The sequence below is a fragment of the Staphylococcus sp. HMSC072B07 genome (assembly GCF_001815505.1).
Taxonomy (GTDB): domain Bacteria; phylum Bacillota; class Bacilli; order Staphylococcales; family Staphylococcaceae; genus Staphylococcus; species Staphylococcus simulans.
Window position 1 is genome coordinate 131065 of the sequence record NZ_KV820901.1, and the last position, 11980, is coordinate 143044.

Consider the following 11980-nt stretch of genomic DNA (forward strand, 5'->3'; position numbering starts at 1 on the left):
ATCTTGGGACGAGTTATCTCATTTCTCATTGAAATTCGTAATAACCCGCGGTTCCACCCAAATTAGTGTAGACACTCGCTTAGATTATAAAAGTTGTTAGGCCAATTTAATTGTTAAGCTCGCACCATCCTTAACTCGCTTCAAACCTAATTCTAATGCATCCGAAAATTAAAGGCAAGTGTTTATATAGATTTGTAGACCAAAACAATTACAGTTATAATATAAATTGTAAGTGTGAAGGGGTGAAGACATATAGAACTGAGTAGTAGGCAAAGTGAAATTATCGAAATAGTAAAGCAAAATGGGCCGATTACCGGTGAAAAGATTGCCGAACAACTAAGTTTAACTAGAGCGACACTTAGACCTGATTTAGCTATTTTGACAATGTCTGGGTTTCTCGAAGCTAGACCTAGAGTAGGATACTTTTATTCTGGTAAATCAACAAATCAATTATTAACAGAAAAATTACGTCAATATGTTGTTAAAGACTATCAATCTTTGCCGATTGTCTTAAAAGGCGATACTTCTGTTTATGAGGCAATATGTACAATTTTTCTTGAAGACGTCAGCACGTTATTTATTGTGAATACAAATAATGATTTTGTTGGAGTTTGTTCAAGAAAAGACTTACTCAGAGCATCCATGATTGGCGAGGATATACATACGATGCCAGTCAGTGTTATCATGACACGTATGCCGAATTTAACACACGTTTTAGAAAATGATTTGGTCGTACTAGCTGCACAGCTTATGATTGAAAAAGAAATTGATTCTCTGCCGATAGTTCGTGGTAAAGATAATGGTAAGTTGGAAGTCATCGGGCGCATTTCAAAAACCACGATAACAAAATTATTTGTATCAATTTTCGATGAGTAGGAGTAGGATTTAATGCAAAAGATAAAAATAATAATTGCATCTGATTCGGTGGGAGAAACAGCCGAACAAGTTGCAAAAGCTTGTGTTTCTCAATTTAACTCGAAAAATTTCCAAAGTCAGATTGTACGTTATCCATATATTGAAACGTTAGAGAATGTTGATGAAGTTATGGAAGTTGCGAAAGAAAACGAAATGAATATTGTTGTTTTCACGCTTGTAAAACCTGACATTAAAGAATATATGGAACAGCAATTAGCCGAAAAAAATATAAAACATGTCGATATCATGGGACCATTAATGAATATTTTAATTGATGAAATCGATGAAAAACCATACTATGAACCAGGTATAGTGCATAAACTAGATGAAGCATACTTCAAAAAAATTGAAGCGATTGAATTTGCAGTTAAATATGATGATGGTAAAGATCCGAAAGGTTTACCTAAAGCTGATATTATATTAATTGGTATTTCACGTACTTCAAAAACACCTTTATCACAGTTTTTAGCACATAAGCGTTATAAGGTTATGAATATCCCAATCGTTCCTGAAATCAATCCGCCTGAAGGGTTATTTGAAGTAGATCCAAAAAAATGTATTGCATTAAAAATCAGTGAAGAAAAGTTGAATAAAATCCGTAAAGAAAGATTGAAACAACTCGGGCTTGGAGATTCAGCACGTTATGCTACAGGGCAACGTATTCAAGAAGAATTGGATTACTTTGATAAAATAGTTGATCGAATAGGCTGTCCTTTGATTGATGTTTCAGACAAAGCTATAGAAGAAACAGCGAATGATATCATGTATATAATTGAACAAAATAAAATGAATAAGTAAGCCTAATACAATACGCTGGTGTTTTAAACTCAGCGTATTTCTTATTGAGCTAATAACTTTTATTTTTTATAGAAAATGATATAATAATAAGACTAATGTATACAGGTGGTTATGGTGAGAATAGAGCAATCAGTAATAAATGAAATAAAAGATAAAACAGATATTCTTGACCTTGTAAGTGAATACGTGAAATTAGAGAAAAGAGGGCGCAATTATATTGGTTTGTGTCCTTTTCATGATGAAAAAACACCTTCGTTTACTGTTTCGGAGGACAAACAAATTTGTCATTGTTTCGGTTGTAAAAAAGGCGGTAATGTTTTTCAATTTACTCAAGAGATAGAAGGTATTTCGTTTGTCGATGCTGTTAAAGCCCTTGGAGAAAGGGTAAATATAAAAGTAGATGTTGGACAAAATAATGAACAAAACCAAATCGCTTCTGATGACTTAATGATGATTAAAATGCATGAACTTATGCAAGAATATTATCATTATGTACTGATGAAAACAGTGGAAGGGGAAGAGCCTTTAAAATATTTGAAGTCTAGAGGTTTCACTGAAGAACTGTTAAAAGACAGAAAAATCGGTTTTGCACCCGACAACTCTCACTTTTGTCATGATTTCTTGCAAAAGAAAGGTTATGATATTGAGCTAGCGTATGAAGCCGGTTTATTATCTCGCAATGAAGAAAACTTTAGTTATTATGATCGATTTAGAGATAGAATTATGTTTCCTTTGCATAATGCACAAGGACGAACTGTAGGTTATTCGGGAAGAACATACAAAAATCAAGAGCCTAAATATTTAAACAGTTCGGAAACACCTATATTTCAAAAGAGACGACTTTTATACAACGTTGACAAAGCAAGACGTATTATACGTCAAAAAAATGAAATTATACTATTAGAAGGGTTTATGGATGTTATTAAAGCTGACAATGCTGGGGTTAAACAGGTTGTGGCAAGTATGGGAACACAAATTTCCCAAGAACACATAGCGTTCATCAAAAAACTAACATCAAATGTCACATTACTATTTGATGGCGATTTTGCAGGACAAGAAGCTACACTTAAAACTGGGCAGCACTTACTAGAGCAAGGTCTGAATGTTTTTGTTATTCAACTTCCTTCTAAAATGGATCCAGATGAGTATATTAATAAATATGGGGAAGATGCTTTTAAAAAATACGTGGAACATGAAAAACGTGCTTTTGTATTGTATAAAGTCAATTTATATAAAGACGAAATCGAAAATAACGACATGGCTTATGAACAATACCTTAAAGAGATAACGAACGATGTTTCATTAATGCAATCAGGGATTTTACAGAAAAAAGTATTGCAAGACGTTTCTGAATTGTTTAAAGTAAGTTTTGATAGTCTAAATAATGAAGTGTCAAGACATAACCAACATTCATTTCAACAAATATCTGCTGCAGTTCCAGAAGTTAATCAAAAAAAATATTCAAAACAAGAAGATGCTGAACGTAAACTATTAAAACATTTTATGTTTAATAAAGACATTTTTCTTGAACATAGTCAGCGTGTAGAAGCAGATGACTTTACAAATCAGCAATTTAAGCGTATATTTAATATTTTGCACGACTACTATGCTGAAAATGAATATTATAATCTGAGTACTGCATTATTATATAGTGATGAAGAAATAGATAGAGAAACTTTAATTGCATTAGACAATCTTTTACTCAATAACAATCCATATGAACATGAGATTGATGAGTATATTCAAATTATTGTTAGCAGTAGAGATGAAGAGACCTCTGAGTCATTAAACCAGAAGTTACGAGAGGCTACACGTATTGGTGATTCAGAACTGCAAAAGTATTATTTGCAAAAGATTGTCGCTTTAAATCAAAAACGAATGTATTAAAATTGTTAATATATATTTAAAGAGTTTTATTTAAGTAACGCATTGTGTGCTTATATTAATTTCGGGAGGCCTTTTTATGTCTGAAAACCAAGTGAAAGTAGTAAAAAAACAAACCATCGATCCGACATTAACTTTGGAAGATGTAAAAAAACAATTATTAGATAAAGGGAAAAAAGAAGGTCATTTAAGCCATGAAGAAGTAGCAGAAAAACTGCAAAACTTCGATATGGACTCTGATCAAATGGACGAGTTCTTTGAACAATTAAATGATAATGATATAAATCTTATTAATGAAAAAGACAGTTCTGATACAGACGAAAAACTTAATCCTAATGATTTAAGTGCACCTCCAGGTGTTAAAATCAACGACCCTGTACGTATGTATTTAAAAGAAATCGGTCGTGTTGATTTATTAAACGCCCAAGAAGAAATTGAACTTGCAAAACGTATCGAACAAGGTGATGAAGTAGCTAAAGCAAGATTAGCAGAAGCAAACTTACGTTTAGTTGTCAGCATTGCTAAAAGATACGTAGGACGCGGTATGTTGTTCTTAGACCTTATCCAAGAAGGAAATATGGGCTTAATTAAAGCGGTAGAAAAATTCGACTTCAGTAAAGGATTCAAATTTTCTACGTATGCAACATGGTGGATTCGTCAAGCAATTACACGTGCTATTGCTGACCAAGCACGTACAATCAGAATTCCAGTACACATGGTCGAAACAATTAATAAATTGATTCGTGTTCAACGTCAATTACTACAAGATTTAGGTCGTGATCCAGCACCAGAAGAAATTGGTGAAGAGATGGATTTACCACCAGAAAAAGTACGTGAAATCTTAAAAATTGCACAAGAGCCTGTTTCTTTAGAAACACCAATTGGTGAAGAAGATGACAGTCACTTAGGAGATTTCATCGAAGACCAAGAAGTACAAAGTCCATCTGATCACGCAGCGTACGAGTTATTGAAAGAACAATTAGAAGATGTTTTAGATACACTAACTGATAGAGAAGAAAACGTATTAAGATTACGTTTCGGTCTTGATGATGGACGTACAAGAACACTTGAAGAAGTTGGTAAAGTATTCGGTGTTACAAGAGAACGAATTCGTCAAATCGAAGCTAAAGCACTTAGAAAGCTAAGACATCCAAGCCGTAGCAAACGCCTTAAAGACTTTATGGATTAATTAAGTAAAAATAGCGAGACAATGAGCTGATAATGTTTGGCTGACGAAGGCAAGGAATCATGTAAAGACCTACAGTCAATCGAATATCTTGCTTATTGTCTCGCTCTTTTATTAGAGGAGCCAAAGTGATGATTTTAAACCAACGACTTACTGCAGTGAGTAAATATATAACTGGTGATGTATTGGCAGATATTGGTTCAGACCATGCATATTTGCCAATCTATGCGATAGAAAACGAATTATGTACTTCTGCTATTGCTGGAGAAGTGGTAAAAGGACCATATCAAGCTGCTTTAGATAACGTTAAAAAATATAGCATGCAAAATAGGATTGATGTTAAACTGGGAGATGGATTAAATGTCCTAGAAAAAACAAATAACGTTAATACTATTACAATATGTGGAATGGGCGGCCCATTAATTGCAGAAATACTCCAAAATGGAAAAGAAAAGCTAATGAATCAACCACGTTTAGCGTTACAAAGTAATATTCAAACATCTACTTTAAGACGTACATTAATGCAATTGGATTACCATATTATTGATGAAGAGATTATGGAAGAAAAAGGCCATATTTATGAAATAGTTATTGCAGAATATGGTCATAAAGAATTAAAAGAAGTAGAGTTGAAATTCGGTCCGATTTTAATGAATTCTAAATCAGCTTTATTCATTAAAAAATGGAATAGAGAATTAGAAGCTTTAAAAAACATCCAATCTCACTTGGATAAGAACAAGCATCAAAGCCGCTTAGAAGAGATTAATCATGAGATCAAATTAATTCAAGAGGTGTTATCATGAAAACTTCAGAGTTACTAAATATTTTAAATCAGCATGTTCCTTTTTCTTCTGCTGAAAGTTGGGACAATGTTGGCTTATTAATCGGGGACAAACAACAAGAAATCACAGGTATACTGACGGCGTTAGATTGTACAATGGAAGTGGTAAATGAAGCAATAGAAAAAGACATTAATACAATTGTTGCACATCATCCACTTATCTTTAAAGGTGTTAAAAGCATCAATGAACAAGGTTATGGCGCTATTATTCGTCGTTTGATACAAAACAATATCCAATTAATTGCCTTGCATACAAACTTAGATGTATATCGTTTTGGTGTCAATGCGATGCTATCAAAGCAAATTGGACTTACACATACTGAAATTTTAGAAACTCAACAAACAAATTATTATAAAGTCCAAGTGTTTATTCCTGAAGAAAATGTAGAGACATTTAAAAATAAAATGAATGATGAAGGTTTTGCATCTGAAGGTGATTATGAATACTGTTTCTTTTCTACTAAAGGTGCTGGTCAATTTAAACCTGTCGAGAATGCACATCCTCATATCGGTGAGTTGAATCAAATCGAAACAGTAGAAGAAGTAAAAGTTGAATTCATGATTCAAGAGTACGAACGTACAAAAGCAGAGGATTGTATTAATGTACTACATCCATATGAAACACCGGTGTATGATTTTATTCCATTAACTAAAACGGTAAAACGGGGTTTAGGCATGATAGGACAATTACCAGAACAAACAACTTTAAAATCATTAGCTACGATTATTAAAAAACAATTAGATATACCAAGCGTCCGTTTCACTGGGAATCCAGACACAGTAATCTCAAAAGCAGCAATTATTGGTGGCTCTGGTATTGGTTATGAAAAATTCGCACATCAAAAAGGTGCAGATGTATTTATCACTGGTGATATTAAACATCATGACGCATTAGATGCTGAAACAGAAGGATATAACTTAATCGATATCAATCATTATAGTGAATATGTTATGAAAGAAGGTTTAAAATCATTACTTAAAGAATGGATTAGTAATGATAACCTTACTATTGAAGCTTCAACTTTAAATACAGATCCATTTAATTATGTATAAAAAACTAAAAAGGAGGGATTTTAATGGCCACACAACACCCATTTGAACAATTTGATTTAAGTCCACAACTTATAGATGCTGTAGCTGACTTGAATTTTAATCAGCCAACTGAAATCCAACAAAGAGTAATCCCTAAAATTATCAAAGGTCAAAATATTATCGGGCAATCACAAACGGGTACTGGGAAGTCTCATGCTTTCTTATTACCATTAATAGAAAAAATTGATACTTCAATTCAAGAACCCCAAGCTATTGTCGTTGCACCAACTAGAGAATTAGCACAACAACTTTATAATGCAGCACATCATTTAGCACAATTTAAAGATGAAGTTAAAGTTACTTTATTTATTGGGGGAACTGATTTTGCACGTGACAAACAACGTTGTAACGTGCAACCTCAATTAGTCATTGGAACACCAACACGTATCAATGATTTATCAAAGGACGGCACATTACATGCACATTTAGCTCAGTATTTAGTTGTAGATGAAGCTGACTTAATGATTGATTTAGGTTTAATTGAAGACGTCGACCATATCGCAGCACGTTTAGATGACAGTGCACATATCGCTGTATTCAGCGCTACGATTCCAAAATCTCTACATCCGTTCTTAAATAAATATTTAAATCAACCAGAACTTATTGAAGTAGATAGTAAAACACAAAACAAGAAAAATATTGATTTTTACTTAATACCGACAAAAGGTTCATCAAAATTAGATAAAACTAAAGCTTTGATTGATATTATCAATCCATATCTATGCCTTATTTTCTGTAACAGCAGAGAAAATGCTGATGAATTAGCAGAATCATTAACTGCAGAAGGCTTAAAAATTGGTATGATTCATGGCGGATTAAGTCCTAGAGAAAGAAAACAACAAATGAAACGCATCCGCAACTTAGACTTTCAGTTTGTAATCGCAAGTGATTTAGCATCAAGAGGTATTGATATCGAAGGTGTCAGTCATGTAATTAACTATGATGTTCCTAAAGACATCGATTTCTTCACTCATCGTGTCGGCAGAACTGGTAGAGGCCAATATAAAGGTGAAGCATTTACTTTATATACGCCCGATGAAGAATATTTAATTGCTGAGATTGAGAAAAAAGGTTATAAATTCCAAGATGTTGATATAAAAAATGGTGAACTAAAAGAAATCAAAGCGCATAATACAAGACAAACACGTAAAAACAAAGATGATCACTTAACTACTCAAGTGAAACAACAAGTTAAGCGCGGTAATAAGAAAAAAGTAAAGCCAGGGTATAAGAAAAAGTTCAAGAGAGAATTAGAAAATTTAAAACGTCAAGAACGTAAGAAATACAGTAAACGTCAAAACAGACAACAAAGAAAAAATAAGTAAAGGTTAGGTGGACAGATTGTTAATTGGTTCTCATGTTCCGATGAATGGTAAAAAAATGCTGCTGGGTTCAGCAGAAGAAGCACATAGATTAGGCGAAAAAACATTTATGATTTATACAGGTGCACCTCAAAACACAAGAAGAAAAGATATCTCAGAACTAAATATTGAAGCCGGACACGAAGCAATGAAAGAATATGGTCTTTCTAATATCGTTGTACATGCACCTTATATTATTAATATTGCAAATACACAAAAATCCCATGTCTTTGATTTAGGTGTTGAATTTTTACAAAAAGAAATTGAACGTACCGAAGCAATCGGTGCAAAAGACATCGTCTTACACCCAGGTTCACACGTAGGAGCTGGTTCTGAAGCTGGCATTAAAAAAATTATTGAAGGTTTAAATGAAGTTCTAACAAATGAAAATGATGTCAGAATTGCATTAGAAACTATGGCCGGTAAAGGATCTGAAGTAGGTCGTACATTTGAAGAATTAGCACAAATTATAGATGGCGTAAATCATAACGAACGACTATCAATTTGCTTTGATACCTGCCACACACATGACGCAGGATATGATGTCAAAAATGATTTCGACGGTGTACTTGAGGAATTTGATAAAATAATTGGATTAGACAGAATTAAAGTACTTCATGTTAATGATAGTAAAAATGAAGTCGGTGCACATAAAGACCGTCACGAAAACATCGGTTTTGGTCATATCGGATTTGATGCATTGAATTATATTGTTCATCATGAAGTATTCGAAAACATTCCAAAAATTTTAGAAACACCTTTTGTAGGCGAAGATAAGAAAAATAAAAAACCACCATATAAACATGAAATTGAAATGTTGGAAAGTCAAACTTTCAATCCTGATATGAAGAATATCATTATGAGTGAATAATTCTATTAGAGTAATTATGTAATTAAAAGACAAAGCTTACTTTGTCTTTTAATTTTACATGCTCAATCGTAAGCATTACAATTTACATATTATTTATTCAAGGTTATATTTATAGCGAGGTGAAGATATGTCTACCCCAGTTTTTGAATTAAAAAATATAAATTACTATTTTGGAAACAAACAAGTACTGGAAAACATAAACATTAAAATATATAAAGGTGATTTCTTGGCAATTGTCGGACCGAATGGGGCAGGTAAATCTACATTATTAAAAATTATGCTAGGTTTATTTCCACTTCAAAGCGGTGAGATGTATATTGATGGCCAGAAATACCAACGAAAATTATCAGAGTTGAAAATCAGCTATGTATCTCAAAAAGCAAGAGCATTTAATTCAGGTTTTCCTGCTAGTGTAAAAGAAGTTGTTTTAAGTGGATTAACAAAACAAAAACACCTTTTTCAATGGTTTAATAAAAAGGATGTACAAAAAGTTAAAAACATCCTAAAACGCTTAAATATTGAACACTTATTAAACAAAAACATTGCTGAATTATCAGGTGGACAACAACAACGCGTGTTAATCGCAAGAGCATTGATTTCAGACCCATCAGTACTTATTTTAGACGAACCTACTAATGGTATTGATGCTAAACATGTCAGTGAGTTTTATCAAACTCTAGAGCAATTAAAAAATGAAGGTGTCACTATTATTTTAGTTACACACGATATCGGAGTTGTCGTGGATACTGCAACAAAAGTTGCTTGCTTAAATAGACATTTACATTTCCATGGTCCTGCACAAGAGTTTAAGTCGCTAGATCAAGTTGAAATATCAAAAATTTACGGCTATCCAATTAAATTTGTTGACCATCAACATGAAAGGGAGTGCTGTAACTAATGATTGAAGCATTAATGAATTTCGATTTTATGCGCTATTCTCTTTTAAGTGGTATCTTGATTGGGTTTATTGCACCATTTATTGGTGCATTTATCGTAGTACGCAGACTCTCTTTGATTGCTGACGCATTAAGTCATGTAACTTTAGGCGGTATTTCTTTCGGAATGTTTTTAACCACATTATCACCGATATTTATCTTTATAAATCCTATGTGGGGTGGCATATTGTTTGCGGTAGTCGGTGCACTTTTAATAGAAAAATTAAGAACATCTTATCAAAACTATCAAGAAATTGCGATACCGATTATTATGAGTGCAGGTATTGGCTTAAGTGCCATTTTTATTTCACTTGCAGACGGATTTAACCAAGAGTTAGTAGGTTTATTATTTGGATCAATCAGTGCTGTATCTTTAAGTGATATGATTACTGTTTTGACCATTGCTGTACTTGTAACACTTTTCATTATGTTATTTTATAAAGAACTCTTTATCCTTTCATTTGATGAAGAATATAGTAAAGTTATTGGTATACCAAGATGGATTCAATTCTTATTCATTATCATTGTAGCCATGGTTATTTCAGCATCTATGCGCGTAGTTGGTATTTTACTTGTAAGTGCATTGATGACTTTACCAGTGGCCATAGCAATGAGAATGACAAAAGGATTTAAACAATTAATCCTCTATAGTATTATCATTGGAGAAGTATCTGTTATTGGTGGTTTAGTAATTGCTTTTTATTTAAATTTATCACCAGGTGGGGTTATTGTAGTATTATTAGTACTTATTTTAGTAGCTACAATGTTCACTCAGACTTTACGTACTAGGGTAAAAAAAGGAGATAGTTAAATGAATACGACTGATGCTATCAAATTATTAAAAGATAACGGTCATAAATATACAGATAAACGAAAAAAGATTATCGATATTTTCGTGAAGGAAAACAAATATGTAAGTGCGAAAACAATCCAACAAACTATGGATACTGCATATCCTGGAATATCTTTCGATACAATTTATAGAAATTTGTATTTGTTTAAAGATTTAGGAATTATCGAAAATACTGAACTAGATGGTGAAATGAAATTTAGAATTGCTTGTACACATCACCATCATCATCATTTCATTTGTGAAATTTGCGAAGACACGAAAGTAATTGACTACTGTCCGATGGACGCAATTAGGAAACAACTTCCTAATGTTACAATTCACACACACAAGCTTGAAGTTTATGGCATTTGTGAAAAATGTCAGTAACCATTAAATTTAGTAACTATATCAGTTTATAATGTTTAACTCCTTACTTTCAGGATAAACATATAGAGGAAAGAGTTCATATTAATTAGATACTTCATTATTTTATAAGCATAAAAATTGTAAGGTATCTAACGACTTGATATAGTAAATATGAAAACAATTTAGGAGGATGATTATTTATGGCTTTTGAATTACCAAATTTACCATATGAGTTTGATGCATTGGAACCACACATCGATAAAGAAACGATGGAAATTCACCATGACAAACACCATAACACTTATGTTACAAAATTAAACGCAGCAATCGAAGGAACTGATTTAGAAAACAAATCAATCGAAGAAATTGTTGCTAACTTAGATAGTGTACCATCTGACATCCAAACTGCAGTCCGTAATAATGGTGGTGGACACTTAAACCACTCATTATTCTGGCAAATCCTTTCACCTAACTCTGAAGAGAAAGGTACAGTAGTTGATAAAATTAAAGAACAATGGGGTTCTTTAGACGAATTCAAAGACGAATTTGCTAAAAAAGCTGCTGGACAATTTGGTTCAGGTTGGGCTTGGCTAGTAGTAGATAAAGACGGTAAATTAGAAATCGTTACTACAGCAAACCAAGACAACCCAATTACTGAAGGCAAAACTCCTATCCTAGGCTTAGACGTTTGGGAACATGCTTACTATCTTAAATATCAAAACAAACGTCCAGACTATATCAATGCATTCTGGAACGTTGTTAACTGGGAAAAAGTTGACGAGCTATACAACGCTGCAACTAAATAATCTTAATACCCACGAAAAGTTAAATTATAACTTTAACAGCAATTGGTTATCCAATTGCTGTCAGACTGTCGACAAAGTCCTACGGACTTGTCG

The 11980-nt window shown here is 32.9% G+C and carries 12 protein-coding genes; all 12 read left to right on the forward strand.

Annotation, left to right across the window (positions count from 1 at the left end):
- Positions 1 to 252 precede the first annotated feature (252 nt).
- The 12 genes from HMPREF3031_RS03510 (at position 253) to HMPREF3031_RS03565 (ending at position 11887) form a co-directional block, all read left to right on the forward strand.
- Complete coding sequence (locus HMPREF3031_RS03510; RefSeq protein ID WP_081705407.1) at positions 253 to 876, forward strand: transcriptional regulator CcpN; 624 nt, start codon at positions 253 to 255, stop codon at positions 874 to 876.
- 12 nt (positions 877 to 888) lie between these two features.
- On the forward strand, positions 889 to 1713 hold the full coding sequence (locus HMPREF3031_RS03515; RefSeq protein ID WP_070724606.1) for a pyruvate, water dikinase regulatory protein: 825 nt from the start codon (positions 889 to 891) through the stop codon (positions 1711 to 1713).
- 114 nt (positions 1714 to 1827) lie between these two features.
- Positions 1828 to 3600, forward strand: a complete 1773-nt coding sequence (gene dnaG / locus HMPREF3031_RS03520) for a DNA primase (protein ID WP_070724607.1) — start codon at positions 1828 to 1830, stop codon at positions 3598 to 3600.
- Between the two features lie 76 nt (positions 3601 to 3676).
- The gene (rpoD, locus tag HMPREF3031_RS03525; RefSeq protein WP_002481056.1) at positions 3677 to 4786 is read left to right on the forward strand and encodes an RNA polymerase sigma factor RpoD; all 1110 of its coding nucleotides are present in this window, start codon (positions 3677 to 3679) and stop codon (positions 4784 to 4786) included.
- A 125-nt stretch (positions 4787 to 4911) separates the two neighbouring features.
- Positions 4912 to 5586: a tRNA (adenine(22)-N(1))-methyltransferase gene (locus HMPREF3031_RS03530; RefSeq protein ID WP_031262513.1), complete on the forward strand. Its 675-nt coding sequence runs from the start codon at positions 4912 to 4914 to the stop codon at positions 5584 to 5586.
- The gene (locus tag HMPREF3031_RS03535) at positions 5583 to 6677 is read left to right on the forward strand and encodes a Nif3-like dinuclear metal center hexameric protein (protein ID WP_002481054.1); all 1095 of its coding nucleotides are present in this window, start codon (positions 5583 to 5585) and stop codon (positions 6675 to 6677) included. The genes HMPREF3031_RS03530 and HMPREF3031_RS03535 overlap by 4 nt, the downstream gene beginning before the upstream one ends.
- Positions 6678 to 6700: 23 nt before the next feature.
- Positions 6701 to 8041 carry a DEAD/DEAH box helicase gene (locus HMPREF3031_RS03540; RefSeq protein ID WP_002481053.1) on the forward strand — a complete coding sequence of 447 codons (1341 nt, stop codon included), beginning with the start codon at positions 6701 to 6703 and terminating at the stop codon, positions 8039 to 8041.
- Between the two features lie 16 nt (positions 8042 to 8057).
- Positions 8058 to 8948 (forward strand): deoxyribonuclease IV, encoded by an 891-nt coding sequence (locus tag HMPREF3031_RS03545; RefSeq protein WP_002481052.1) that lies wholly within the window; start codon positions 8058 to 8060, stop codon positions 8946 to 8948.
- A gap of 127 nt (positions 8949 to 9075) precedes the next feature.
- Positions 9076 to 9846, forward strand: coding sequence for a metal ABC transporter ATP-binding protein (locus HMPREF3031_RS03550; RefSeq protein ID WP_002481051.1), 771 nt, complete (start codon positions 9076 to 9078; stop codon positions 9844 to 9846).
- Complete coding sequence (locus HMPREF3031_RS03555) at positions 9846 to 10694, forward strand: metal ABC transporter permease (RefSeq protein ID WP_002481050.1); 849 nt, start codon at positions 9846 to 9848, stop codon at positions 10692 to 10694. Before HMPREF3031_RS03550 ends, HMPREF3031_RS03555 begins: the two co-directional genes overlap by 1 nt.
- Complete coding sequence (locus HMPREF3031_RS03560) at positions 10695 to 11102, forward strand: Fur family transcriptional regulator (protein WP_002481049.1); 408 nt, start codon at positions 10695 to 10697, stop codon at positions 11100 to 11102.
- A 179-nt stretch (positions 11103 to 11281) separates the two neighbouring features.
- Positions 11282 to 11887, forward strand: a complete 606-nt coding sequence (locus HMPREF3031_RS03565) for a superoxide dismutase (RefSeq protein ID WP_002481048.1) — start codon at positions 11282 to 11284, stop codon at positions 11885 to 11887.
- Positions 11888 to 11980 lie beyond the last annotated feature (93 nt).

Excerpts from the sequence above, each read along its gene's own strand:
- HMPREF3031_RS03540 (WP_002481053.1), top strand. The coding sequence starts at position 6,701 with ATGGCCACACAACACCCATTTGAACAATTTGATTTAAGTCCACAACTT.
- rpoD (WP_002481056.1), top strand. The coding sequence starts at position 3,677 with ATGTCTGAAAACCAAGTGAAAGTAGTAAAAAAACAAACCATCGATCCG.
- HMPREF3031_RS03535 (WP_002481054.1), top strand. The coding sequence starts at position 5,583 with ATGAAAACTTCAGAGTTACTAAATATTTTAAATCAGCATGTTCCTTTT.
- HMPREF3031_RS03565 (WP_002481048.1), top strand. The coding sequence starts at position 11,282 with ATGGCTTTTGAATTACCAAATTTACCATATGAGTTTGATGCATTGGAA.
- HMPREF3031_RS03555 (WP_002481050.1), top strand. The coding sequence starts at position 9,846 with ATGATTGAAGCATTAATGAATTTCGATTTTATGCGCTATTCTCTTTTA.
- HMPREF3031_RS03515 (WP_070724606.1), top strand. The coding sequence starts at position 889 with ATGCAAAAGATAAAAATAATAATTGCATCTGATTCGGTGGGAGAAACA.
- HMPREF3031_RS03550 (WP_002481051.1), top strand. The coding sequence starts at position 9,076 with ATGTCTACCCCAGTTTTTGAATTAAAAAATATAAATTACTATTTTGGA.
- HMPREF3031_RS03560 (WP_002481049.1), top strand. The coding sequence starts at position 10,695 with ATGAATACGACTGATGCTATCAAATTATTAAAAGATAACGGTCATAAA.